Below are 25,471 nucleotides of genomic sequence, written 5' to 3'. Positions count from 1 at the left end.
GCCACTGTGCCGGTAAAATCCTTGCTTTTATGTCAGTGCTTCCTTTTTTCCATTGTTCAACTTTCAGTTTATTATAGGAAATGGAATTATGTCTCTTCAATCACCAGGATTCGGAACAGTAGAAAACCATTACAAAAAGTGGATTTCCGTCTCTTTCAGATAGAGCTCTTCAAGGATTTTTTCTATTTTTCTGACAATGGTTCTACGCAACTCCATCTCAACCGGTATATTGGGATCCTGATGGGCCTCGTTGATTTTCGTTCCGACCAGAAAGTGAACGGAATCGCTGTCGAGAAGCAATTCCAGATAGGATCTCACCGGCCCGGGGGACAGAGAAGAGGGATCGACCCGCTTTTCAAGGGCAAGGGAGACCTTGCTCAAGGTGATAAGTCCTTCGGTCACCAAATCGGCCCCTTCCATGGTGGAGGCGGGGGGCACGTCGTCACAGCCGCTGTGAAGTCTCACCGTTACCTGGCGCCCCAGCTCCCGAGCAACCAGGGAGGCGGTACTCCCTCCGCTTATGATTCGTTTCCCATCGAATTTGTCGAAAAAAGAGGCCATCCAGGGATCCTTGTCCGGGTCCACAGGAGGGCCGGTAACGATCAGAAGCTGTCTGGGTTTGCGAAAATAGACGACGGCGCAGGTAATATCGTCCCGAGCGGTAAAACCGTCGTTCCGCCTCGCCCGATTACAGATGGCATGTGAGAGCTCCCGTGCGCCGATATCGGGTTGTGAGGCCACTATTTCCTTGACTGCCTCAATCAAAGGCCCTCTCCTCCAGCCCAGAGGGAAAGAAGGGCTTCCCATGCCCGACTGGGTGACACCGTCGCTTATGAAAAGAAGACGGTCTCCCACCTCAAGGTTCAATTCAGAAAGCACAAGCTGTTCCTCTTTCATGGCCCCCTCCCGTTTCAGGGAAATGGTCTGTTTGTGAGGATCGAGTAAGCTGCTTCCCCGCAGGTAGAGAAATGGGGGATTATCGTATTCAATGATTCTCGCCCTTCCGTCTGCAGTGATATCGGCGATGGAAAAGGTCGAATAACTGATCTTTCGCACCGCACAGACCGGCAGGGTGTTCATGATAATGGTTGCGCTGGTTCTCACATCCAGCCGCTGGGTAACGAATCGCTGCGCCATGGTGGCCGTCAGGTTCGCCAGTACGTTTGCTTTCACCCCGCTGCCGAGACCGTCCGAAAGGGTACAGACAATCCTTCCGTCCTCTTTTTGACGGGAAAGGAGGAAGACATCACCTCCTATTCGCTCTCCTGCCTTGAAATGTTGCCCGTAGTCGACCTCGATAAAGGAATTACCTGCCCTCACCGCCACCTCCGGAACTCTTAAAGACATCGATAAGGCTGGAAAGGATGATCTCGGTCTCGGCGGCGCTTTCACCGAGGAGGCCTGCGATCTGCTGGACCGTTGCAAGGTTCTTCGCGATGACGGCCTCGGCGTTTTTGATCACTGTATCCCTCCGTTTGGTGAGGCTCGTCACATCCTCAAAAAGGACCCCGGTAAAACGGTCCCGTTCGATGATGAATATCAAGACCTTCATGATCCGCCCCCGATACTCAAGCCGTTTTTCCACCAGTTCCCGTTCTCCCCCCTGAATTCGCCTGATTCCCTCTGTCTCGGGAAGGAAACGGGCAGCGGGCCTGCCGACCATGTTGTCGATAATGACCTCATCGATCTCCTCGGGGGGAAAGTCGGAAAAGAATTCGAGAAACTTTCGATTACACTCGACCACGTTCATCTCGTCATCGACGATGACAACCCCCAGGGGAATCGCCTTTATGATGGCGTTCATCTTTTTTTGGGCAATCCGGCGCATCGAAGCGACACACATCGCCTTTTCTGCCTTTCCTTCTATCCAGGCTGCGGCAAAATCGGCACAGGTGTGGTAACCGCAGCCCCCACAGTTGAGGCGATCCTCTTTACGCTCTTTTCCCAAACGAATAAGGGCCGATTCAATCTCCTCGGAAGAAAAGTGTCGGCGAACAACGCCCCGATCGGCTTGCCACCGCTTGGAAAGCTTCTCATCTCCGACAGGCGCCAAGCTTGATGCAGCCTCCCCCTCCTTGCTTCTTCGGGCGGCGGTCTCTATGACCCGAAGCCGTTTGGAAACAAGGCTCCGCTTCTTGTCGGTTGCAGGACCATTGATACAGCCCCCCTTGCATGCAAGGAACTCAAGGAAAAGGGGTCTGCCGGAGGCTTGTTCCCCAAGATCATCAAGGCTTCGCATGATCGACTCCGTGCCGGAAAGGGAGATCATCGTGGCATCGATGATCTGTGCCCTCTCTTTTATGGAAGCGATCATACCGCCATCCACGGGGTAGAGGGCCCCGCCTCGGGAAGCCATTCCATCGAAGGAGGCGGGTTCAATACTTCGAAGGTCGATTCCTGCATCGTCAAACCATCTTCGAAGCTCGTCGAAGGTAAGTACTACATCCACACAATCCTCATGTTTATCTCCCTCCTGCTTCTTTGCAATGCAGGGACCGGCAAAGACGACACCGGCCTTATCGCCGTAGCGCTGTTTCAGCATCAATGCATGGGCAAGCATTGGGCTCTTCCAGGGAGAAAGATGGGAAGCCAACCGGGGATAGTACTTTTCCACCAGTTCGGTTACGGCGGGGCAGGCGGTAGAGAGCGAAAGGGAATCGGAAAACGAACGACGAATGGCAGACGAAACGACCTCTGCCCCGATACTGGTCTCCCCGGCGGAGCGAAAGCCGAGGGCAAGGAGGGCGGCTGCCATTTGGCCGGGAGAGCAGGGAAATTCGGAAACCCAGCTTGGGGCTATGGAGATGTGGCAGGATTCCCTACGGGCAAGAAGGAGTTTTGCCCGTGGCAGATCCTCCCGCATCCGTTTCGCCCCGACGGGACAAACCGTCACACAATGGCCGCAGTAGAGACATAAATCCTGTACAACCACGGCATGGCCGTCTTTCACCTCAATAGCCTTGACAGGACACTCTCTCACACATTTATAGCAGTCCTGGCAGGCCGCCTGTTCGGTATAAATCGCTGGTTTCATTGTCCTTCCGTTTTCGCCCCAAACCGACTTCGAAGCAGATCGATAATACTCCCTGGGGCAGCCTCGTGATAGATCTCACCATCTATAATAACGTTGGGCCCCTGCCCACAGCAATCGGTACACAGACACCCTTTAAGAGCGACCCGATCAGAAAGCCCTTCTGTTTCGAGAAATTGTTCCAACGCCGCCAGCAGGTCCCGATTTCCCCGTACATAACAGGAGCTTCCCATACAGATCTCTATGGTCATAGCCACTCCTTTTTATCGGTATTTTTTTACCGATAAAATATAATCTATTATACAAAAATCTTCAAGCCTGCAGCACTTTTTACGATCAGCTCACAGGATTCTCACACAATCCTGAGATACTGGCTGCAGGCTACAGATTGGAAGAGGCAATAGATGAAACACATTGGCACTATGCAGATACCGGAACTCCTACCGAGCCAGGCTCTCGGTAAGATTGCATCAAGCTTTTACTACGTACATTACGAAACATTGGTAGAGGAACTGCTGGAGTTCATTAAGGAACGGGGTGAAGAGATTCCCGCCTTCGGGGTCGTAAACGACAAGATGGAACCAATAGGCCTGATCGACCAGAATCAGTTGACAAGCCTCTTGAGCCGCCCCTTCGGCCGCGATGTCTTAAAAAATCGATCGGTAAAAAAGATTACCATGCAGCGCCCTTCCTTCAAGCTTCGGGAACATATCCTGGTCGTCTCCGAATATCTCGCGGAAGCCCTTTCAAGCAAAGAGGAATCGGTCTTCATCATCATCGATGAAGCCGGCCACTTTTGCGGTACCTTCTCGACCCTCGATCTTTTGACCTTTCTTTCCGACCTGTCGAGAAAGGATATCGATCTTGCGCACAATGTACAAAAGCGTATCGTTCAGGAACGGCAGGCCGTTCTCACCACCCACCTCGAAGTGGTTGCAAGCTCAACCACGGCAAAGGGAGTCGGAGGCGATTTCTACGCGGTAAAGAAAATCGGCGACAGCACATGGTTCATCACGATCTGTGATGTTTCAGGCAAGGGGGTCGCGGCCTCCATTGTCACGGCAATGCTGCACGGAAGTGTCGAAACCTTTGATTTCTCCCGGCACAACCTGGTCGATTTCGTCACCCATGTAAACCGATCGGTCTTTTCAACCTTTGAGGGAGACAAATTCCTCACGGGAATCTTTCTTGTTTTCGACGAAAAGAGCGGCAGGATCACCATCCTCGATATGGGACACTCCTATTTCGGACTTTTACGGGGACAAAAGTTATTGAAGGTGGTCACCTCGAACGAGAATCTCCCCATAGGCATTACCCCGCAGATCGAACCGAAACCGAGCACCTTTACCCTTCTTCGAAAAGATATCCTCATCCTCGTTACGGATGGACTGACCGAACAGCAGAACCTTGATGGTCAGGAGTACTCCATGACACGCCTCTTTTCCGTGATAAAAACGTATCGGGAGGAGGGGCCGGAATCCATCAGAGACCATATCCGAAGGGATTTCAATCGCTTTCGGGGGGACGCCCCCTACCACGATGATGTAACATTCCTCATTTTTCGCTATCCCGACGCAAAAGAAGTGGAAATGGACCTATCTCCCGAACAAACCATGCAATGGGAAATAGCATAGCCCCTCAGTCGTAACTGCGGGCAACCGCAACACAATTGCCGGCCTCAGTGAAGACGACCCCTCTGTTCCAGAACTCAACAGCGGCAAAGAGGGCGTTGCCTCCATCGTCATCGCGGCTTGTGCTGGTGCGAAAAGAGACATAGTTCATCATCTCTTCAAAATCATGCTTCTCGAACGCCTCCCGTTTTTTCGCGTAAAAGCTGTTCCATTCCCCGATATTCCGAAAGCCTTCACCCTCGTCTTCTACGATGAGGTGGGCCGAATGGGTGGAAAAACGGAACCAGACGCCGATTTTTTTATTCGGATCATTTTTGTTTCCGTGCCGGACCCCATTTTTGACCAGCTCACTGATCTGTTGTTCAAGGAGATTGAAATCCCTGATTTCGGTCGGAGCCTTTTGCACGATCAGCTGACTGAGGTGACGGACCTTCTTCAAGTCGAGATGAAAGTCCTTGTGAAGCATCCCTTCCCGCTTGAGCAGCGGGTGATTATCATCCTGAAGAATCCACTTTTCGTCATAGCCCTCCTGTTTCTCACTGTCGGTACCGGAGGCGGCAAGCAGAGACAAAGCCTCTTCCCGCGCTTCGACCATGGGAAGGAAGCCGGTAAGCTTGGTATATTCGATAACCGATCGTACCGTTCCGTGGATACCGCACAAAAAAAGCGGTGCCTTCATGCGGTGAGCGGTGGTAAAGACCGAGATAAGCACCCCCACCCCACTGGAATCGATATAACTCAGCTCCCCGCAATCGATAAGGAAACGGCGAAACCCCGCCGTTCGCTGCTTGTCAAATTCCGTCTTCAGAATCGATGCCGAATAGAGATCCATCTCCCCTTCGAGAATGAAAATGACGATTGAATTATGACGTTTACTTGTGCAGGTCATGGTATACACACTCCTTTGGACAAAGCATGCAGAAAATAGGTCAAGCATTGGTAAGTATTCTGTAAAAAAGGGGTTCAATTGTGTATACTCCTGGCCATGGAACTTTTCAGTGCCGCCGAATCGAACGAAAAAGCCCCCCTCGCCTACCGGATGAGTCCCCGAAACCTCGACGAATATATCGGACAGTCTCACATCGTCGGTCCCGGCAGGCTCCTGAGGCGGGTCATTCAGGCGGACAGGCTCTCCAGTCTTATCTTTTACGGACCTCCAGGCTGTGGAAAGACCGCCTTGGCACGGGTAATCGCAGGAACGACGAAAAGCGCCTTCGATACCCTGAACGCCGTACTCTCCGGGGTGAAAGAGCTTCGTCAATCCATATCCTCGGCAAAAGAACGGAAAGAGCTTTATGACAAGCGTACCATCCTTTTCGTGGACGAGGTACACAGGTGGAACAAGGCACAGCAAGACGCCCTGCTTCCCTGGGTGGAAAACGGCACGGTGATCCTCATCGGTGCAACCACGGAAAACCCCTTTTTCGAGGTCAATCCGGCCCTGGTCAGCCGTAGTCGAATCTTTCAGCTCAAGCCCTTGAGTAAAGATGATTTGTATGCGGTGGCCCACCAGGCCCTTAACGATCGGGAAAGAGGATACGGCAAGTGGAAGGTGAGCTTCGAAGAGGGGGCCCTGGAGCACCTCATCTCTGTGGCTTCAGGTGATGCCCGAAGCCTGCTTGGAGCCTTGGAGCTTGCGGTGGAGACCAGTGTCGATTCATTCCCGCCGCAGGAGGGAACTGAGCTCTTCGTTTCCATCAGCGCAGCCGAAGAGAGCATCCAGCAAAAGGTGGTACTCTACGACAAAGACGGCGATTACCATTTCGATGTGGCAAGTGCCTTTATAAAATCGATTCGGGGCAGCGATCCCGACGCGGCCCTCTACTGGATGGCACGAATGATCCGGGCCGGTGAGGATCCAAGGTTTATCTTCCGAAGGATGCTGATCAGTTCCTGCGAAGATATCGGCCTTGCCGATCCCCATGCCCTTGGTGTGGTAGAGTCGGCGGCGGCAGCCTTCGACAGGGTCGGCATGCCGGAGGGACGATTTCACCTCACCCATGCGGTTCTCTACCTTGCCACAGCTCCGAAGTCAAATAGCTCCCTCGCCTTTTTCGACGCCCTTAAGGCGGTGGAAGAGGATACCAAAAGCGAGGTGCCGAACCATCTTCGGGACGCCAACCGCGACAAGGAGGGCTTCGGCCACGGCGAAGGCTACCTCTATCCCCATGCGTATCGGGACCACTGGGTTGCCCAGCACTATCTCCCGGAGCAGATGCGAGGCCGCCTCTTCTACCGCCCATCGTCTCAAGGCTATGAGGAGCGGGTCAGAGACCAGGTAACCAGGAGGAGGGAGGCACAGCTGGCTTTGGGTCAGATGGAGGATCCCGGCGAAATTCTCAGCTTCGGCAAACCCAGCGGGAAGGAGGCAAGATGGCTTGCACGCCTGGCCGACAATGCCTCGGAAAACCTTATGCTGCTCAGAAAGGCCATCTTCGACGAAGCAAAACCGGCCCGCCATGAACTGGTCCTCGACCTTCGCGCCGACGACGGGTTGCTGCTCTGGGAAGCGTGCAGAAAGAGCCCCGAGGGAGGGGTCTGGGGAGCGCTCAGGAGTCGGGAGGCACTCCAACGGCTGGAAGGCTATGCATCCACCCTGGACGATCCCGGTCGCCCCTCGCTTTTTGTCGCGGGATCCGAGCCGCTGAGGAAAGGGATTCCGGAAGAGATCTCCTTTGAGGTGGTGATAGGAAGAAACCACTTTCTCAGGCTCCCGGAAAGTGAGCACCTCGGGGAAATGGAAAACATCTTTTCCGTCCTCAAGTCGAAGGGCAGAGTCGTTGTGGTCGAAACCATTCCCAAATACGGAATGAGGCTCTCCGATGCCGTTGCAAGCATCGCACCTCAAGAAGGATCGCTGATAGAACTTTTGAAAAAGGCGGAAGAAAGCATATATGAAACAGGGACGAATGATACGACCTCCTGGGATGAAAAGAGTCTCACTGAACATGCTGCTGCTGTGGGTTTCCAGGTCGACAGCCCCCGTTTTTTTCCCCTTGAGGAGGAGCGTACCATAGGAAGCAGAGAACTCAAGCGCTGGCTTTCCCCATCCACCGAAGGGGGATATGGAGCATGCATCTCTCAACTGAATTTGGCGGATATCCGGGAAACGGAAAAGCGTCTTACAACGATTCTCGCAGGCCATCCCATTCCCTGGCGAAGAAAGCTCGTACTTTTGAAATTCCACAGGTAAAACAGAAGCGTCGGCGGGTTGACATTTTCTCCAAATCATTTATGATGTTCCCACCAATCGGATCTTGTCTGACCGAAACGTTGAGCGGTATTGACAAAAAGCGTGAAATGATGCAGATTTCCTCCTGCACAATTCACGGTGGGTATAGTTCAACGGTAGAGCGCCAGATTGTGGTTCTGGTTGTTGCGGGTTCAAATCCCGTTACCCACCCTACGCGATATGCGTCCGTAGCTCAGCTGGATAGAGCGCCGGACTTCGAATCCGTAGGTCGCAGGTTCGAATCCTGCCGGACGTACTACAGTTTAATCATTGGGCCGTTAGCTCAGCTGGGAGAGCAGCAGACTCTTAATCTGCGGGTCGAAGGTTCGATCCCTTCACGGCTCAATTCGAAATGTGCTCTTGACGAAGAAGGGCGTTTCGTGTTAATCACTGCGAGAGTGGTGAAATTGGCAGACACGCCAGACTTAGGATCTGGTGCCGAAAGGCGTAAGGGTTCAAGTCCCTTCTCTCGCAAAGAAAAGGGCAAGAATCAATTTCCGGCGAGAGTAGCTCAGCGGTAGAGCTCCACCTTGCCAAGGTGGATGTCGCGGGTTCAATTCCCGTCTCTCGCTCTTTTCCAAGGCGATCTGGAGCCATTCCGGGTCGCCTTTTTTTATTCCTCCCTCCCACGGCGGTTTGCTAAAAGAGGGATTTTGTGTATATTCAACAAATACGACGATAGAGAGGTTAGGGAATGATCGCAAATAAAGAAGTGCAGCATCTTGAAAATTCTGCGGTAAAACTTACGGTCACCGTGGAAAAAGATGCGGCAAAAAAGCAGTATCAAGATCTTCTTGCCAATTATGCAAAACATGCTCAGATTCGCGGGTTCCGAAAAGGAAAAGCACCGGCAAAGATACTCGAGCAGAAATACGGCGAAGGGATCAGAGAAGAAGCAACCGTAAAACTGATCGAGGAAAGTCTGAAGCAGGTTTTTGAGGAAATTGAGGAAAAACCCCTTCCCTACTCTCAGCCTGAATTAGCGGACGAAAAAGAACTCGGAAAAATCGAAGACGGAGAAGATTTCACCTTTGCCGTTGTCTATGATGTTTATCCTGATGTAAAACTGGGCAGCTACGAGGGTTTTGAAATTGAGGTTCCAGAGGTAAAGGTAACGAAAAAAGATGAGGACCGCGAACTCGAGAAGATTCAGGAGCAGAACTCCATGGTCGTCGAAAAAGCGGAAGGAGCCAAGGCTGCAAAAGACGACATCGTAACCGTCAACTATGTCGAACTGGACGGCGAAGGAAAAGAAAAGGACGAAAGCCGCAGGGAAGACTTCGTTTTCACCGTCGGAACCGAATACAACCTCTATAAATTCGATGACGATATCATCGGGATGGCCAAAAATGAGGAAAAGCTGATCGAGAAAAGCTTCCCCGAAGATTACGACTACAAAGAACTCGCCGGTAAAAGTGTCAAGATTAAGGTCGTCGTTACGGCAATAAAAGAAAAACAGGTTCCGGAACTTGACGATGAGCTGGCGCAGGATGTAAGCGACAAATACGAAACCCTCGCCGATCTTCGAAAAGATATTCGCAGACAACTGGAAGAAAGCCTCGAAAAGAAGTTTCGTGAAGTAAAAAGTGAAGCGATCTTCGACAAAATCATCGAGGGATCGGAGCTTGCGGTTCCCACTTCCATGCTTACCGCCGAATTGGAAAACTCATGGCAGCGTTTTGTTCAGCAATCCAGGATGCCGGAAGATCAATTGGTACAATTCCTTCAAATTCAGGGAAAAAGCAAGGAAACCGTTTTTGAGGAATGGAAGCCCCAGGCAGAACGGAGTCTGAAGGTTCAGCTTCTGATGGAAAAAATAATAGAAAAGGAATCGCCGGAAGTTACCGATGATGAAGTAGAAGCGGAGATCCGTAAACAGGCGGAAGAGAACGGACAGGAGTTCGATGAGCTGAAAGAGGCCTTCGAGAAGAATGGCCTTATGGAAATGGTAAAGAACGATCTGCGCAATAGAAAGGGGTTTGATCTCTTGATAGAGAAAAACAAGATAAAGACGGGGAAAAAGGCCGATTATCTGGACTTCATGCAGGATAAACAGTAAGTTGGATAAAGGTTCACAGATGAGGGGAGCAGGAATGAAGGAACAGATGAACAACCTTGTGCCGTATGTTGTTGAGCAGACGGGAGTCGGAGAGCGAAGTTACGACATTTTTTCCCGGCTTTTGAAAGATAGGATTGTTTTCCTTGATGGAGAAATTAATGATGCAACCGCGGACCTTGTGGTGGCTCAGCTGCTTTTTCTTGAATCTCTTGATCCGGAGCGGGACATCAGCCTTTACATTAATTCTCCAGGAGGAAGTGTAACGGCAGGTCTCGCAATCTATGACACCATCCAATACATCAAGCCCGATGTACAGACCATTTGTATGGGACAGGCGGCAAGCATGGCTGCCCTTATGCTTACCTGTGGAAGTACGGGAAAGCGATTCGCACTTCCCTCTTCAAGAATTCTGATCCACCAACCCTGGGGAGGCGCTCAGGGGCAGGCGGTTGATATCGGTATCCAGGCAAAGGAAATTGTTCGCCTTAAACAGTTGACCATACGTTACTTTTCCCAGCATACGGGAAAAGGCGAAGAAGTTATTGCACGAGACTTGGAACGTGATTACTTTTTATCGGCCGAAGAGGCTGTGGCGTACGGGATTATCGATAAAGTTCTCGTGAGGGAGAAAAATGGCGAAAAACAAAAATGAATCCAATAAGGTGTGTTCCTTCTGCGGAAAAAGCAGCGAACATGCCAGACGATTGATTGCAGGCCCCGGGGTATTCATTTGTGATGAATGTGTTCATGTCTGCATGCGCATTTTAAATGATGAGGATGAGGTCGTTTCGAGCGATTTTCTCGAAGATGTTCCTACTCCTCAGGAAATTCATACATACCTGGACGAATACGTTGTCGGTCAGGAGACCGCAAAAAAGGTTCTGTCCGTTGCGGTCTATAACCATTACAAGCGAATCGCGCAGCGTGGGAAGATAGAAGACGATATCGAAATCGAAAAAGCCAATGTTCTTTTACTTGGTCCTACGGGAACGGGTAAAACCCTCCTTGCAAAAACCCTTGCCAGAAAATTAAAGGTTCCCTTTGCAATTGCCGACGCCACTACGCTCACCGAAGCGGGATATGTTGGCGAAGATGTAGAAAATATCCTTTTGAAGCTGATACAGGCCGCCGGTAATAATATCGCCGCCGCCGAACGGGGAATCATCTATATCGACGAGATAGATAAGATCAGCCGAAAGGGAGAAAATGTATCCATCACTCGTGACGTATCAGGAGAAGGGGTACAGCAGGCCCTATTGAAAATCATCGAAGGGACCGTGGCCTCCGTCCCGCCCCAGGGAGGACGGAAGCACCCGAATCAGGAAATGATACGGATCGATACCACAAATATCCTGTTTATTGTGGGAGGCGCCTTTGTCGGCCTCGACAGGATCATCGAACAGCGGGTTGCCCAACATCCCCTCGGTTTCGGTGCCGATGTTATGGCAAGCAGTGAGAAAGACCTTTCCGCCCTTTACAGCAAACTCCATCCCGACGATTTGGTGAAATTCGGGCTCATACCGGAGTTCATCGGCCGCTTGCCCATTCACGTGGCACTTTCCGATCTCTCGAAAGAGGAGCTGATGAGGATCGTTTCCGAACCGAAGAATTCCATTCTGCGCCAATATCAGGCAAGCCTGAAGCTGGATGAGGTCAATCTTGTGTTCCAGCCAGGTGCTGTGGAGGCCATCGCGGAAAAAGCGCTTGAGCAGAAGACGGGCGCAAGAGGATTGCGGGCCATTGTTGAAAATGTCATGCTTGATATCATGTACGAAATTCCCTCCATCGAAGGAGCTAAGCAGGTCGTTGTTACCCGCGACGTAATAGAAAAGTCGGAAACTCCGGAGATTATACTCGACAAGAAAAGTGCATGAAGCTGAAAGATTTGAGCCTGAAAAATGGTAAAAAAGAGCTCCCTCTGGTCCCGCTGAGGGAGCTCGTTGTTTTTCCCCATATGGTAGTTCCCTTTTTTGCAGGAAGGGCCGAGACTATCAGCGCCATTGAAGCGGCCATGGGAAACGATCGAATGGTCTTTCTCGCCTGCCAACGACGAGACATCGACACACCCACGGAGGATGATGTTTTTGAAGCCGGAAGCATAAGCAAAATCCTTCAGATGCTGAAACTTCCCGATGGAACCCTCAGGGTACTGGCAGAGGGAATGGAACGAGGAAAGGTGGTACGATTTCTAAAGAAAAAGGAGTACCACCGCGTTCAGGTCGAGCCGATTATCGATGCCAGGGAAGTTGGTAAGGAGAGTGTCCCCCTCATGGCGGCGGCACGGGACGCATTCAGGCGCTATACAAAGCATCAGAAAAAAATCGGTCCGGAGATCCTTGCTGCCGTTGAGAAAGCTGAATATCCCGATAAACTTGTCGATCTGATCTGTGCAAATGTGCAGATCGTGCCCGAGAAAAAGGTGGAGATCATTGAAAAAGATCATCCCAATGAGCGGCTTGAACTGCTTGCCGTAACCCTCGAGGCCGAAAACGAGATGCTGGAGCTTCAAAATAAGATCAATTCCAGGGTCAAACAACGGCTTGAAAAAAATCAACGGGAATACTTTCTCAATGAGCAGCTGAAACAGATCAACAAAGAACTTGGAAAAGAGGACGATGACGGGTCGGGTGCTAAGGAGCTTCGAAAACGTATTGAAGCAAGGGAACTGCCAAGCGAGGTGTGGGAGAAAGCGGATAAGGAACTTTCAAGACTTGCCCGGCTTCAGCCCATGAGCCCCGAGTCGGGGGTTTTACGGACCTACCTCGAATGGATAGCTGATCTTCCCTGGAGTGAGGCAAGTGACGATAACCACGATATCGACCTGGCGCAAAAGATCCTGGATGAGGACCACTATGACCTGAAAAGGGCAAAAGAACGTGTCCTCGATTTTCTTGCAGTCAGACAACTGCAAGGAAAAGGGAAAGGACCTATCATCTGTTTTGTGGGGCCTCCCGGTACAGGAAAGACCAGCTTAGGCAGATCTGTAGCCAGAGCCCTTGGCCGAAAGTTCGTACGAATCAGTCTCGGCGGAATCAGAGATGAGGCGGAAATTCGGGGCCACCGCAAAACATATGTAGGGGCCCTTCCCGGTAAAATCATCCAGTCGATGAAAAAGGCACAGACCGTCAATCCTGTTTTCCTCCTTGATGAGATCGATAAGATGAGCAGCGATTTTCGAGGAGATCCGGCATCGGCCCTCCTTGAAGTCCTCGACCCGGAACAAAACGGAACCTTTGTAGATCATTACCTTGAGGTTCCCTACGACCTTTCCCGTGTCATGTTTATCACCACAGCAAACAGTGTTCACACCATTCCCCTCCCCCTTCGGGATCGAATGGAAGTCATCGAAATTCCCGGATATACGGACTACGAGAAAGTGAGAATTGCCAAGGACTTTATTATTCCCAAGCAGCTCAAAGAAAACGGCCTGCCGTCCGATTCAATAAGCTTTCGAAAAGAGGCCCTTACCACCATCATTCGAAACTATACCATGGAATCAGGAGTGAGGAACCTCGAGCGGGAAATCGCCTCCATCATCAGGAAAACGGCTCGGGAAGGACTCAGCAAGGGAGTCCTGCTCCCTCGGCTCCAGAAGCCGGACGATGATACAGAACAAAAAGAGGCTCAGCAGAAATCGGAAACAAAGGCCTTCTCGGCTATCATCACTCCCAAAAGTGTCGAGCGATATCTTGGAGTTCCCCGCTTTGAAAACGATCTTCTCTATCGAAATGGGAGACCCGGACTTATCAACGGCCTGGCATGGACCGAGTTGGGAGGAAAGCTGTTACCTGTCGAGGTTGCCCTGCTTCCGGGAGACGGCAAGCTCATACTAACAGGCAACCTCGGGGATGTCATGAAAGAAAGCGCCAGAATAGCCCTCAGCTTCATCAGCTCCTGCGCTCATGAGTTCGGGGTCGAACCCTCGGCACTCAAGGAACAGGATATCCATGTTCATGTTCCGCAGGGGGCTATTCCTAAAGACGGCCCCTCGGCGGGCATCACCATAACCACGGCAATCCTTTCGGCCTTAACCGGCCGCATCGTCGACAGGCATATAGCCATGACCGGAGAGATAACCCTGACAGGGAGAATTCTTGCAATCGGCGGTTTAAAAGAGAAGAGTCTGGCCGCACGAAGGAACGGGATGACTACGATTTTGCTTCCGGAAGACAACAGAAAGGACGGGGGCGAGCTGCCGAGAGAGGTGAAGTCGAAAATCGAATTGGTGTATGTCGCCACGATCGGAGACGCTCTTCGCTTTTTGTTCCCGAACGCCTAATTACCGACCTCTAAGAAGCTTTTTTGCTTGATTTTCATCGTTCGGAAACGATATACTCTATACCAGGTTGTCTACAAGGAGGAAGTGTCTTGAAAAAAGCCATAACCATTACCCTTCTCGCCGCGCTATTAACAATTGTAGCTCTGTCGTCCGTGGCGGCTGAAGAATCCCCATATTTCGTCAAGACCGTTCCCATTTCCAAGGTCTATAACCACAGGCTTGGTTATCGTGTCGTTTACATGACGAACGACTTTCAGTTCAAGGTTCTCTATATCCCGCAGGCTTGGTTTGCCGTCGCCGGTCAAAGCGGCGAAATCCCGAAGGCGGAATTGGTATTGGGAAGCGATCCCGCATACCCCTACTTTTCCATTTTCTGGAAAGACGGCCAATTTGATCACATACGACTCTATCTTAAAAAGGACTTGAACGATACCTCGTGGGGAGACGCCAGTACTCTAGGAGATATCGATAGCAATTTCAATGTGGAAACGCTTAGTCTGGAGTTCTAAAGCTTTCAGATGTATGGCCTACGGTCAAGTCGGCCGTGAACCGCCCCCTGGGGCGGTTTTTTATGCATAAGGAGTATCTATGCCAATAGGATCCATACCGGACCCTTTCCTCTTGGTTTTTCAAAGTTTTGATGAATTTCTGATTATCGGTCATGAAGATCCGGATGGGGATTGTCTCGGAAGTCAGATTGCTTTGGCATCATTTTTGAATAGATCGGGGAAACGGGCCAATGCCCTCTCATCGGGCCCTTTTCGAAGGGCAGAAATCAACGACCTTGCAGATAGGGTTGCCGATCATGTGCCACCGATGGAAAAAGGTTCGAAACGGGCAGCCGTGATCGTTGATTGTTCAAGTATCGACAGGGTCGGCTATCTTGCAAAAGAGATCGAGGGATTGCCGACCTTGATCCTTGATCACCATGCCTCCGGTGGTGATCCGGTAGCTAGTGCGGCATCCTGCATCGACCCGGGAGCTCCTTCGGTAACCTATTTGACACTTCTTCTGATTGAAGGGCTCGGAGGAATCCCCACTAGCGAGGAAGCCCAGCTGCTGCTTTTCGGCCTTGCAACCGATACCGGTTTCTTCAGACATGTAACACATGGCGGCGAGGAAATCCTCAGCGTCGCGTCCAGACTCTGCCGCTATGGAGCCGTCCCCAAGGATGCATATCAAACGATGTACGGGAACAGAAGCCTTGTTTCGAAAAAGTTGATAGGAAGAGTGCTTGACAGGGCTCAGCCTCGTGTCGGGGGCAAGGTACTCACAAGCTACCTTACCGTCGACGATGAAAAGGAGCTCGGCTTCGGTGAAAGAGATTCCGACACCATATACGGACAACTTCAGGCCGTTGCCGGGGTTGATGCCGTTCTATTCTTCCGCGATGAGGAGCCCGGGGAAATCTCTGTCGGACTTCGATCGAATCTTGTGCTGGATGTCGGTGCAGTCGCCCAGCAGTTCGGCGGAGGAGGCCACAAGCATGCGGCAAGTTTTCGCAGTAGAGAGCAAAGGAATCAGCTGGAACGCAAGCTTTTATCAGTTATTGAAACAATGTATTCTTAAGATTCGTTAAGGAACTTTCATAATTTACATGTAAACGCCTTCTTTTTTGGAACACTTTTTGCATAATGCCTCAAAAAATTCAAAAGGAGTCGTAATGAAAAAAGATGAGCACAAAACCTTAACCGAATTGTATCTTCTTCATCAGAAAGGCATGGTTCCCTGGAACACATTGAAGAACGAAACCGAAATTTACTGCTACGAGATAGCATGTCATATGTTTAGGGACCAAGATGCATGTATGACCGCCTTTGTTGAGCAAGTCTTCGATAAAATTCCGGCAATGCTTCAAAAGTTCCAATACAAAGGTCACCCCCTGGAACATTATCTGTCCAAAACAATCACCTTGCGTTGCAAAGCAATCCGATGCAGGGTGGCAAGGAAACGGCAGAGGGAGCTCCTGTGCCGATGCTATCATTACGCCTCCTTTGAGAACGACCTCAAACGTGAATGGTTCGCTGCCGAATATCCAAATCAAAACGCTTTTTTTATTGAGGAAGCGAACGACTACGGCTCCATCAGAAAAACGACCTCCCCCAAGAAAATACTATTGCTGGCCTTGCGGGAGGCGGAGATGCTCGACGATCCCCTTATCGGGAAGCTATCAGAAATAACGGGAAAGAGTGTAGATACGTTAGTTGATATGGTCACACAATTGCGGGCATGCATCGAAGAACGGAAGAGTCGGTATCATCAGCTTAAAGAGCGAAGAAACAGCGCCTTCGCAAAAATGATCGAACTGGAAATAAAGCTGTGGGAATGTAATGATCCGGCAGAACGAACGCCCTTACGGGAAGCGATTGTACACCAACAAGAGCGTATTCGAAAACTGGATGTCCAGTTACGAAACAAGCACTGGCACCCTACCCAGTCTGAGATTGCCGAGGTGATCGGCATTCCAAAAGGGACCGTGGGTTCCGCCATTCACTACCTTCACTGTTCGTTTGAGAATTTCTTTTCTGCCGACGATGAAAGTGATGGTGAGTCCAACGCCGCATGAGACCGGATCGACTTTCTTGCACAAAAGGCCCCGCTGCGTTACTGTTTGCTCATGAATATGTTTGTGGCAACCAATAATATGCACAAGGTAAGAGAACTTTCGGCCATTTTAACCGGCTGGGAACTCAAACTTCCGGCAGAGGCGGGAATTCGTTTTGAACACGAAGAGATCGGTTCAAGTTTTATGGAAAATGCACTGGGGAAGGCTCAAGCCCTTTTTACTCAGCTGAAAAAGCCCGTTATTGCCGATGATTCGGGATTGGTGGTACCGGCCCTGGGAGGAGAACCCGGAATCTACTCGGCCAGATATGGAAGCCGTCCGGGAGAAGCGAACATGGAAGCTGCTGAGCGCAATAACTACCTCCTTCACAAGATGCAAGGGGTACAGGAACGACGCGGCTTTTTTGTCTGCTGCATGGCACTGATTGTTGGAGAGGAAAGGATCTTTACCGTTCAGGAAATCTTTCCGGGAGAGATAGCAGAAGCGCCTTCCGGCGAGGGAGGGTTTGGCTACGACCCGATCTTTTTTCTTCCCGAATACGGGAAAACGGCGGCACAGCTCTCCGACGATGAAAAGAACAGGATCAGCCATCGGGGCCGTGCAGGGATGCGAATGGCCGCCATTTTGGATTCATTACGAAACAACGCATAAGGAGACCTTTATGAGCAGTGAACAACGCAATACGATACCCGAACGGTCGGCAATACCAGAGACCGACCAGTGGGATCTCTCTTCCCTTTTCTCCGACCAGAAGGGCTGGGACGATGCCTATGCGAAATTGGAAGCGGGGCTCTCCACCCTGCAATCTTTTAAGGGAAGTCTCGGAACGGGTCCGGAGCAACTGAAGCGCTACCTCGATACCATCACCGAGCTCGAACTTCTTGACGAACGACTTGGCTACTGGGCCCATCTGAGAACCTGCGAGGATGCAGGAAACAGCGGGCATCAGGAGCGCTTTTCCCGCTACATGGCCCTGGCAACCCGATTTGCTGCGGAAACAAGCTTCTTTACCCCGGAGCTGCTGACAATCGATCAGGAAAAGATCTCGGCCTGGCTTGAGCTCGATGATTTTGCCGATTATAAAGTCGCCCTTAAAAAGATTCTTCGATTTCGGGAGCATACCCTTTCAGAGCCGGAAGAGCGACTGCTTGCAATGCAGGCCGAGGTCCGGCAGACCCCTAGCCGTACCTTCTCCAACCTCTGTGATGTCGACTTCGATTTCGGCACCATAGAAACAAACGATGGTGAAAAGCCTCTCAGCCAATCCACCTTTGGTTCATTTCTTATAGACCCCGACAGAAAAATCAGGGAACAGGCCTATCGTCAGTTCTATTCGGTATATAATCAGCATAAAAACACCCTGGCAACGCTCTATGAAGGCAGCATTCAGCAAGACATCTATCTTGCCAGGGTGAAAGGCTATGGTTCGGCCAGGGAAAAGGCTTTATTTCCCGATCAGGTACCCGAAGCGGTCTACGATAATCTGCTTGCAACGGTTAGAGAAAGCCTTCCCCTCCTGCACCGCTACTACGCGCTCAAGAAAAAGGCCCTGGGGCTCCGGGAATTGGCCCACTGGGATGTCTATACCCCGATCATCGGCAATATCAAAACGGATTACCCCTATGAAAAGGCCGTCGAGACCGTTACACATGCCCTTAGTCCCCTTGGGGAGGAGTATTGTGCCACCATTAAAAAGGGACTTCTCGGGGGATGGGTCGATCGCTATGAGAATAAAGGAAAGCGCTCTGGAGCCTTTTCCGCCGGATCATATGCGGGAGATCCCTATATCCTTCTCAATTACAAACAGGAGGTGCTTAGGGACCTCTTCACCATAGCCCATGAAGGGGGGCATTCCATGCACTCCTGGTATTCGGCGGCTAGCAATCCCTTCGCTCACTATCAATACACCATCTTCGAAGCAGAGGTGGCATCAACCTTTAACGAGCAGCTCTTGGCCCACTACCTGACCGAGCATGCAGAAAACAGTCAGATGGTTGGTTACATAGCGGCAAAACAAGCGGACGACATTGTAGCCACCCTCTTTCGGCAAACCATGTTTGCTGAATTCGAATTTCTGGTGCATCAGCAGGTGGAAAGCGGCAAGCCGCTAAGCCTCGACCAATTTCGACATATATACCGAGGGCTCTTGAGCGACTATTTCGGTCCGGAGTTCGTCTTCATCGAAGAAAGCGACCTTGAAGGGCTCCGCATTCCACACTTTTATCGGGCCTTCTACGTTTACAAGTATGCCACGGGGCTCGCTGCATCAATGGCCCTCTCTAACATGGTCTTGTCGGGCGGGGAAAAAGAGCGGGATCGCTACCTCTCTTTTCTGAAAAGCGGCGGGCGCTATTATCCAATCGAATCGCTTCGAAATGCAGGGGTGGACATGGCATCCCCCGAACCGATACGCCAAGCTCTGAGTCGCTTTCAAGTGATCCTTGAGCGTCTCGAAAAGCAGGTGTAATCGGCCAGCTCCTCTCCCGTGCCCTGCTCAGGGTGCGGGAGAGGACAAAAGCCGAAGCTGTGACCAGCGCGGCAGTTTATCCTCCATGCTCTTCATCAAGCCCGTCGGAATCGGGCTTGATGAAGGGAGTAAAAGATAGTGCAGCGGTCGAAGCTTTTCCGCAGCTACGCCTTTCAGTTTGCTATAGCGGAGCCAACTTGTTTCGGCCTTTCGTCCGTTGAAGCAGACGCTTGTAATGGTTGGATAGCTGAAAAGCAGGCCAAGCAGATCATTGTACACCTCTTCCCGAATAGCCGAATCAAGACTTCCTTTTCGTCGGCACGAGGCAAGTACATCCCAGAGGGCAATGCGATGCTCCTTGAGGAAGGCTGTCCGTGAATCATATGAATCGGGAAGCACTTCGCCGTAGATTGCAAAGATCAGAGGCCAGAAATGGTTCCGGGGATTTCCGTAGTAGCGGTTCGTTCGCAGACTTTCAAGGCTCGGCATACTCCCCAGGATGAGAACTCTGGGCGTATCGCCGATGAGCGGGGGAAACCCCTTAGCGACAATCTTTCCGCTCGCAATGTCATCCAGTCGTCTCTCATGGTGCATGCCCATAGCCTATCCTCTGACACAAGAAAGCGAAAGCCGTTTGCAGGAAGAAAACAGCAAAATCTATTGACAGATGGACCCAACTTGTTGTATCTTCTCCCACGTTGCAAGCTGCAGTGGTGGAATTGGTAGACACGCTAGCTTGAGGGGCTAGTGGAGGTTGACTCCGTGGAAGTTCAAGTCTTCTCTGCAGCAGCCGAAAAGCCGATCGAATTCGTTTCGATCGGCTTTTTTTGTTGTAAAATCCATGGTTTGAAATTTGATTTCTTTAAATTTGACAAGCGTATTTTTTGGGATGATAATTATGCAACATCTTACAACAGGAGGCCATATGAAAAAAATCAGTGCCTTTTTAGCCATCCTCCTTTCGGGGGGGATATTGTTTGCAGGAGGGGCCCAAGAGGCTTCGGGGGAAAAAAGCAAACCCGCCGACTACAAAATCGTCCTGATACTTCCCGGTCCCATTAACGATCAAAGTTGGAACGCGACAAACTATGCGGGGCTTGTCGCTTGTAACAAAGAGTTGGGCACCAATATGGAATACATCGAAAATGTTCCGGCCGGCGATTACGAATCGACGTTCAGAAATTATGCCGAACGGGAATACGACCTCATTATGGCCGCAGGTACCCAATTCGACGAGGCTGCCAATAAAATCGCCCCCATGTATCCAAACACCACCTTTTGTGTCGTGAACGGTTTAATGGCAAAATCGGAAAACGCTGCTCCTATTTTTCCCAAAGAATACGAGGCAAGCTATCTTGCTGGTATCATTGCCGGTTATCTTACCGAAACAGGAAAGATTGCAACGGTCGGCGGTTTTCCAAACAAAGCAATGATAGACTTGCTTGATGTATATGAAGCCACGGCAAAGCAGTATGCGCAGGAAAAGCGGGGAAAGAGCATCGAAGCGGTACGAGCGTATGCAAACTCCTGGAGTGACCTTGCTCTTGGAAAGCAGATGGCCGAAACGATGATCGACAACGGCGCCGATGTTCTCTTCTTTTATGCAAACCAAGTTGGTCTCGGCGCCATTCAGGCGGCAAAAGAAAAAGGAGCCATGTTCATCGGCTTCTCCAGCAACCAGAACAATGTCGCACCCGATACCGTTCTGGCAAGTATCGGATTTGATTTCGCCACTTTCTACAAATGGGCCGTTGGGAACTATCTGGCCGGTAAACTTGAAGGCGGTAAGGTAAACAAAGCAGGATTGGCCGAAGGCATTTTTGTTCCCTACTATGGGAAAAGTATCCCAAAGGAAATAAAAACGGCAGTGGACGATGCCACACAAGCCGCAATAGCAGGGAACGTCGACTTTGAATCGATGTTCTCCGGTTCATTTTAGCACAAGCTATCGACCCAGGTCACCGGCGACTGTCGGTGACCTTTTTTAGGCCCCACAGGGAAACTATATGGATACACCATTTGTAGAGTTAAAAGGGATCAGCAAATATTTTGCAAAAGTGGTTGCCAATAATAATGTTTCTTTCTCGATTCACAAAGGGGAAGTCTTAGCACTGTTGGGTGAAAATGGTGCCGGAAAAAGTACGATAATGAAAATCCTCTATGGCCTTTATCAAGCAGAAGAGGGAGAAATTTTCATTAATGGTCGGAAAACGAATATAACGTCTCCACGCGATGCCATGGGGGAAAAAATCGGTATGATCCAGCAACATTTTGCACTTGTACCTCCCCATACCGTTACGGAAAACATCGTAATGGGAAGTCTTCACGGAATCCTTAATAACCAGGACTTAAGGCAGCGCATCATCGACCTTGCCGACCATTACGGCTTTGATGTCGATCCCGACAGCTATGTAAAAGACCTTCCGGTCGGGCTGCAACAAAAAGTCGAAATCCTAAAAGCTCTCTATCAGAATGTTGAGCTCCTGATTATGGATGAACCCACGGCGGTTTTGACACCCCAGGAAGCCGATAATCTAATGCAGTTTGTAAGGCAGTTTGTGGAAAAGGGGAACGCCGCCGTATTTATCACCCATAAAATGAACGAAGTCATGAAAGTAGCAGACAGGGTCGTTGTCATGCGTAATGGAGCGGTGCTGGGGGATTTGGAAAAGAACGGTACCAATGAGCATGAACTGTCGTCACTCATGGTTGGGAAGGAAATTTTTCCTTTGGAAAACCGCAGACGTTCGCATTCAGGCACAGGTTTTGAGGTAGATGGGCTTTCAGTCACAGATCAGCGAGGACACAAGGCTCTTGACAATATCGGCTTTACCATCGGAAAAGGTGAAATTCTGGGCATCGCAGGAGTGAGCGGGAACGGTCAACAAGAGCTCGGAGATGCCATCATCGGCGTATTGGCTGCAGACTCGGGTGATATCAGAATCGACGGAGAGAGTATCTGCCATCTTACCGTGCGGGAACGAATAAAGAAAGGGATTGGATACGTACATGCAGACAGGCATGCGGTCGGTCTTGTTCTGGATATGTCCTTAGGGGAGAATATGTTCCTCAAAAGCAGTTTTGATAGGGTCGCGGCCAAAGGTATCGTTATCGATCGGAACAGATTCAACGACTACGCCGACAAGGCAATCAGCGATTATTCAATAAAAACTTCAGGTCGGGAAGAGCAGGTGAAGGGGCTTTCCGGCGGAAATCAGCAGAAGGTGGTTGTTGCACGGGAAGTCGATATCGGCAGAAAGCTTATCATCTTCGATCAACCGACACGGGGACTCGATCTTGGGGCAATCGATTATGTGCATAAGACGATTCTTGCAGAACGAGACAAGGGGAAAAGTATTCTACTGATTTCGACGGAGTTGTCGGAAATCTTCGCCCTTTCCGACAGAATAGCTGTCATCTACAATGGGAAGCTTCTGCAAACGATGGACCGAAAGGATGCCGCAATCGAGGAAGTGGGGCTGCTTATGGCCGGTATCACAGAGGAGGAACAGCATGAACCCTAACATGCGAGATCTGATCGTATCTTCCTTCCTTTCTATTTTTCTCGGGCTATTTGTAAGCGGGCTGCTCATGCTTTTCTTAGGGGCAAATCCTTTCTCAGTCTACGGACGCCTTTTTTCGTTTCTGGTACGGGACGGATACACCTTCGCCGATATCTTTGTAAAAGCTACTCCTCTTATTTTCACTGCCCTCGCCTTCGCCTTTACCTTTAAGGCCAACCTCTACAATATTGGAGCCCAGGGACAATTTTATATCGGGGCCCTTACATCGGTTGCCGCTTCACTGCTGCTCGGGCCGAGGTTACCGGGGATTTTTTCTCTGTTTCTCATTCTTATCGTAACGGCTCTTGCAGGCGGCATATGGGGGGGCTTTGTCGGTTTTGTAAAAGCCCGTTTTAACGCCAACGATTTTCTGGTTAGTATGATGTCCGTCTATGTAGCCCTTGCGTTGATGAACTATCTGCTCAGAACAGTACTGATAGAAGCAAAGCATGAATATCCACAGACAAACCCAATTGCGGATAAACTTTTTATTCCGACAATCATCCATGGAACAAGGCTTCATGCAGGTTTCATTCTAGCAATCCTGGTCGCCATCTTCTGCTGGTGGTTTCTTTACAAAACAACGATAGGATTTCGGATCCGTGTTGTAGGATTGAATCCCGTAGCCGCCGGCTACGCAGGCATAGAATCCGGTAGGATTTACATCATTGCATTCCTCATAAGTGGCGCACTTGCAGGGATGGCCGGATTCACCGAGGTAAACGGGGTTCAGCATATGCTGGTTCAAGATTTTAATACCACGATAGGGTCGGAAGGAATCGGCATAGCCATTCTGGCAAACGCCCACCCAATCGGCATTATTTTCGGCGCAATCCTCTTCGGGGCCCTGAAGGTAGGGGGATCGATTCTCGGACAGACCTCAGGCATCCCTTCCAGTATCATTGGTATCATGGAAGGTTTCGTCATGATATTCGTCCTATTATCCTTCTGGGTAAGAAAGAAGCTGGAGCTTCGTCGGGATATTGCAAAATTGAAAACCGGAGTAAAGCGATGATTAACATTATAGCACGTGCACTTTTGATGAGTACCCCTCTTTTGATTGGTGCCACTGCCGAGGTTATCGCGGAACGTGCCGGGGTAATGATCATAGCTGTGGAGGGGATTTTTCTCATCGGAGCCTGGGGCGGCTTTGTCGGTGTCTACACAACAGGAAGCTATCTGATGGGCTTTTTTCTTGCGGCCCTTTTGGGTTTGTGCGTTGCACTTATCTACGGTTGGATCACCATCATTCTCAAGCAGCATCAAATCGTAACGGGAACAGCGCTTAATATTTTCATAGCGGGAATCGTCGCTTTTTTTCATCGTGTCATTTTTGGGGTTCCACTGCTACCGTTGACTATTGAACCGCTGGAAAAGTTACCTATTCCGCTTTTGTCGAAAATACCGGTTATTGGAGGGCTTCTTTTTGACCAAAGCATCCTCACCTATATAGCCTTTCTTTTAGCCCTTGCCGCCTATTTCATCTTATTTAAAACCGCGGTGGGATTGGTCATCCGCTCAGTCGGAGAGAATCCCGTTGCCGTTGATGTTGTAGGTATCAGTGTAGAAAAAGTACGTATGCTCGTCATCCTGATTGCCGGAGTGCTTGGAGGAATAGCAGGATCCTTCTACTCTGTTGTCTATCTGGGAATGTATACCGAAGGTATTATAGGAGGACGGGGCTGGATTGCATTTGCCATCTGTTTTCTCGGAAACTGGAATCCCATCGGCGCAATTATAGGAGCACTTATCTTCGGTGTCGCCGAATCCATTGCAATTTATATGCAATCTTCGGGAGGAGGCTTTCTACCGAACGAGGTGTTCATCGCCCTTCCCTATATCCTGACGATCATACTTACCATAAGTCGAAAGCAATTCAACGTTCCTGCGAAACTCGGCGTCTCATACGTTAAAGAAAATTAAACCCTTCAAGAACGGCAGAATCACAAGATGTGATCTGTCGTTCTTGATTGTCTTTGACCCGTAAAGAACATACATATATAATAGAACTTGTACACACAAGCAAACAACATGGAAGCAATGTTAGAAAAAAGCAGCGGGATACCATTATATCTGCAGTTGAAACAGATCCTGAAAGATGCGATCTTCAAGGGGGAGTATGAGGATGGTGAACCTCTTCCCTCTGGGCCTCGGCTTGCCTCCCTGTACGATGTTACCTGGCAAACGATAAGACGCGCTTTATCCGAATTGGTACAGGAAGGACTTGTAAGGAAAATTCGAGGGAAGGGCTCATTTGTCAGTATTCGGGAGATCACTTACAGCATATGGAATTTCAACGGTTTTACCGATTATGTCACATCTCTTGGTAAGAAGCCGACATCAATTGTTCTCACCAATGAGATCGAACATTGTGGCAAGGGGGAAAAACGATTACGATTAATCAGGGCAAGAGGAATAATGGATGATTTCGGCAATCACTATCGGACCATCGACACCTCACTCATTTCCTTGACGCAATTTCCCGATATCGATCGCTACGATTTCGGATCATCATCATTATATCGGGTGATGAGGGAGGTTTCCGTGCTCTACAGCCCAAGGATGGCGCTGAACATGATGACGACAATAAGCCGTTGAAGCTTGTATGGGAATTTATCTGCATGTAATACATGCGGAAAAACA

At 50.2% G+C, this 25,471-nt stretch carries 21 protein-coding genes and 6 tRNA genes; 22 read left to right on the top strand and 5 right to left on the bottom strand.

Features of this window, described 5'->3' with window-relative positions; genetic code table 11:
* Positions 1–129: 129 nt before the first annotated feature.
* The 3 genes from SPIRS_RS06580 to SPIRS_RS06570 are packed head-to-tail and all read right to left on the bottom strand — an operon-like array spanning position 130 to position 3,282.
* Positions 130–1,320, bottom strand: a complete 1,191-nt coding sequence (locus SPIRS_RS06580) for a SpoIIE family protein phosphatase (RefSeq protein WP_013253893.1) — start codon at positions 1,318–1,320, stop codon at positions 130–132.
* Positions 1,307–3,034: a [Fe-Fe] hydrogenase large subunit C-terminal domain-containing protein gene (locus tag SPIRS_RS06575; RefSeq protein WP_013253892.1), complete on the bottom strand. Its 1,728-nt coding sequence runs from the start codon at positions 3,032–3,034 to the stop codon at positions 1,307–1,309. Before SPIRS_RS06575 ends, SPIRS_RS06580 begins: the two co-directional genes overlap by 14 nt.
* Positions 3,031–3,282: a (2Fe-2S) ferredoxin domain-containing protein gene (locus SPIRS_RS06570; RefSeq protein WP_013253891.1), complete on the bottom strand. Its 252-nt coding sequence runs from the start codon at positions 3,280–3,282 to the stop codon at positions 3,031–3,033. Before SPIRS_RS06570 ends, SPIRS_RS06575 begins: the two co-directional genes overlap by 4 nt.
* 153 nt (positions 3,283–3,435) lie before the next feature.
* Between SPIRS_RS06570 and SPIRS_RS06565 the strand changes: the two genes are divergently transcribed.
* Positions 3,436–4,665 (top strand): SpoIIE family protein phosphatase, encoded by a 1,230-nt coding sequence (locus SPIRS_RS06565; RefSeq protein ID WP_013253890.1) that lies wholly within the window; start codon positions 3,436–3,438, stop codon positions 4,663–4,665.
* Between the two features lie 4 nt (positions 4,666–4,669).
* Here SPIRS_RS06565 and SPIRS_RS22940 read toward each other — a convergent pair whose 3' ends face one another.
* On the bottom strand, positions 4,670–5,551 hold the full coding sequence (locus tag SPIRS_RS22940; RefSeq protein WP_013253889.1) for an anti-sigma factor antagonist: 882 nt from the start codon (positions 5,549–5,551) through the stop codon (positions 4,670–4,672).
* A gap of 96 nt (positions 5,552–5,647) precedes the next feature.
* Here SPIRS_RS22940 and SPIRS_RS06555 point away from each other — a divergent pair, with 96 nt between their 5' ends.
* The 15 genes from SPIRS_RS06555 (at position 5,648) to pepF (ending at position 19,265) form a co-directional block, all read left to right on the top strand.
* Positions 5,648–7,855 carry an AAA family ATPase gene (locus SPIRS_RS06555; RefSeq protein WP_013253888.1) on the top strand — a complete coding sequence of 736 codons (2,208 nt, stop codon included), beginning with the start codon at positions 5,648–5,650 and terminating at the stop codon, positions 7,853–7,855.
* Between the two features lie 138 nt (positions 7,856–7,993).
* A tRNA-His gene (locus SPIRS_RS06550) sits at positions 7,994–8,065 on the top strand.
* Between the two features lie 11 nt (positions 8,066–8,076).
* Positions 8,077–8,150, top strand: a tRNA-Arg gene (locus tag SPIRS_RS06545).
* A 16-nt stretch (positions 8,151–8,166) separates the two neighbouring features.
* Positions 8,167–8,239 (top strand) — tRNA-Lys (locus tag SPIRS_RS06540).
* A 47-nt stretch (positions 8,240–8,286) separates the two neighbouring features.
* Positions 8,287–8,368, top strand: a tRNA-Leu gene (locus SPIRS_RS06535).
* A 26-nt stretch (positions 8,369–8,394) separates the two neighbouring features.
* Positions 8,395–8,466 (top strand) — tRNA-Gly (locus SPIRS_RS06530).
* Positions 8,467–8,588: 122 nt separating this feature from the next.
* Positions 8,589–9,953: a trigger factor gene (gene tig / locus SPIRS_RS06525; protein WP_013253887.1), complete on the top strand. Its 1,365-nt coding sequence runs from the start codon at positions 8,589–8,591 to the stop codon at positions 9,951–9,953.
* 34 nt (positions 9,954–9,987) lie between these two features.
* Positions 9,988–10,605: an ATP-dependent Clp endopeptidase proteolytic subunit ClpP gene (gene clpP, locus SPIRS_RS06520; protein ID WP_013253886.1), complete on the top strand. Its 618-nt coding sequence runs from the start codon at positions 9,988–9,990 to the stop codon at positions 10,603–10,605.
* A complete protein-coding gene (gene clpX, locus SPIRS_RS06515; RefSeq protein ID WP_013253885.1) occupies positions 10,586–11,827 on the top strand; it encodes an ATP-dependent Clp protease ATP-binding subunit ClpX in 1,242 nt (413 codons plus the stop codon). Before clpP ends, clpX begins: the two co-directional genes overlap by 20 nt.
* Positions 11,824–14,232, top strand: a complete 2,409-nt coding sequence (gene lon, locus SPIRS_RS06510; protein WP_013253884.1) for an endopeptidase La — start codon at positions 11,824–11,826, stop codon at positions 14,230–14,232. Before clpX ends, lon begins: the two co-directional genes overlap by 4 nt.
* An 89-nt stretch (positions 14,233–14,321) precedes the next feature.
* Positions 14,322–14,741, top strand: coding sequence for a hypothetical protein (locus SPIRS_RS06505; RefSeq protein ID WP_013253883.1), 420 nt, complete (start codon positions 14,322–14,324; stop codon positions 14,739–14,741).
* A gap of 79 nt (positions 14,742–14,820) precedes the next feature.
* On the top strand, positions 14,821–15,801 hold the full coding sequence (locus SPIRS_RS06500; RefSeq protein WP_013253882.1) for a DHH family phosphoesterase: 981 nt from the start codon (positions 14,821–14,823) through the stop codon (positions 15,799–15,801).
* Positions 15,802–15,895: 94 nt separating this feature from the next.
* Complete coding sequence (locus tag SPIRS_RS06495; RefSeq protein ID WP_013253881.1) at positions 15,896–16,798, top strand: hypothetical protein; 903 nt, start codon at positions 15,896–15,898, stop codon at positions 16,796–16,798.
* 51 nt (positions 16,799–16,849) lie between these two features.
* Positions 16,850–17,449 carry an RdgB/HAM1 family non-canonical purine NTP pyrophosphatase gene (gene rdgB / locus SPIRS_RS06490; protein ID WP_013253880.1) on the top strand — a complete coding sequence of 200 codons (600 nt, stop codon included), beginning with the start codon at positions 16,850–16,852 and terminating at the stop codon, positions 17,447–17,449.
* Between the two features lie 10 nt (positions 17,450–17,459).
* On the top strand, positions 17,460–19,265 hold the full coding sequence (gene pepF / locus SPIRS_RS06485; RefSeq protein ID WP_013253879.1) for an oligoendopeptidase F: 1,806 nt from the start codon (positions 17,460–17,462) through the stop codon (positions 19,263–19,265).
* Positions 19,266–19,292: 27 nt separating this feature from the next.
* Here the strand turns inward: pepF and SPIRS_RS06480 are convergent, their stop codons facing one another.
* Positions 19,293–19,859, bottom strand: coding sequence for a DNA-deoxyinosine glycosylase (locus SPIRS_RS06480; RefSeq protein ID WP_245537718.1), 567 nt, complete (start codon positions 19,857–19,859; stop codon positions 19,293–19,295).
* Positions 19,860–19,969: 110 nt separating this feature from the next.
* Between SPIRS_RS06480 and SPIRS_RS06475 the strand changes: the two genes are divergently transcribed.
* From SPIRS_RS06475 to SPIRS_RS06450, 6 genes are all read left to right on the top strand, one after another.
* Positions 19,970–20,054 (top strand) — tRNA-Leu (locus SPIRS_RS06475).
* 136 nt (positions 20,055–20,190) lie between these two features.
* Positions 20,191–21,204 carry a BMP family protein gene (locus SPIRS_RS06470; protein WP_013253877.1) on the top strand — a complete coding sequence of 338 codons (1,014 nt, stop codon included), beginning with the start codon at positions 20,191–20,193 and terminating at the stop codon, positions 21,202–21,204.
* Between the two features lie 67 nt (positions 21,205–21,271).
* Entirely contained in the window at positions 21,272–22,789 is a 1,518-nt protein-coding gene (locus tag SPIRS_RS06465) for an ABC transporter ATP-binding protein (protein WP_013253876.1), read from the top strand.
* Positions 22,779–23,843 carry an ABC transporter permease gene (locus SPIRS_RS06460; RefSeq protein ID WP_013253875.1) on the top strand — a complete coding sequence of 355 codons (1,065 nt, stop codon included), beginning with the start codon at positions 22,779–22,781 and terminating at the stop codon, positions 23,841–23,843. Before SPIRS_RS06465 ends, SPIRS_RS06460 begins: the two co-directional genes overlap by 11 nt.
* A complete protein-coding gene (locus SPIRS_RS06455; RefSeq protein WP_013253874.1) occupies positions 23,840–24,751 on the top strand; it encodes an ABC transporter permease in 912 nt (303 codons plus the stop codon). Before SPIRS_RS06460 ends, SPIRS_RS06455 begins: the two co-directional genes overlap by 4 nt.
* 108 nt (positions 24,752–24,859) lie before the next feature.
* Positions 24,860–25,426, top strand: coding sequence for a GntR family transcriptional regulator (locus SPIRS_RS06450; RefSeq protein ID WP_013253873.1), 567 nt, complete (start codon positions 24,860–24,862; stop codon positions 25,424–25,426).
* Positions 25,427–25,471 lie beyond the last annotated feature (45 nt).

This window comes from Sediminispirochaeta smaragdinae DSM 11293 (assembly GCF_000143985.1).
GTDB lineage: Bacteria > Spirochaetota > Spirochaetia > DSM-16054 > Sediminispirochaetaceae > Sediminispirochaeta > Sediminispirochaeta smaragdinae.
The sequence above is the reverse complement of the archived record's forward strand: the minus strand, read 5'-3'. Positions and strand labels throughout refer to the sequence as shown.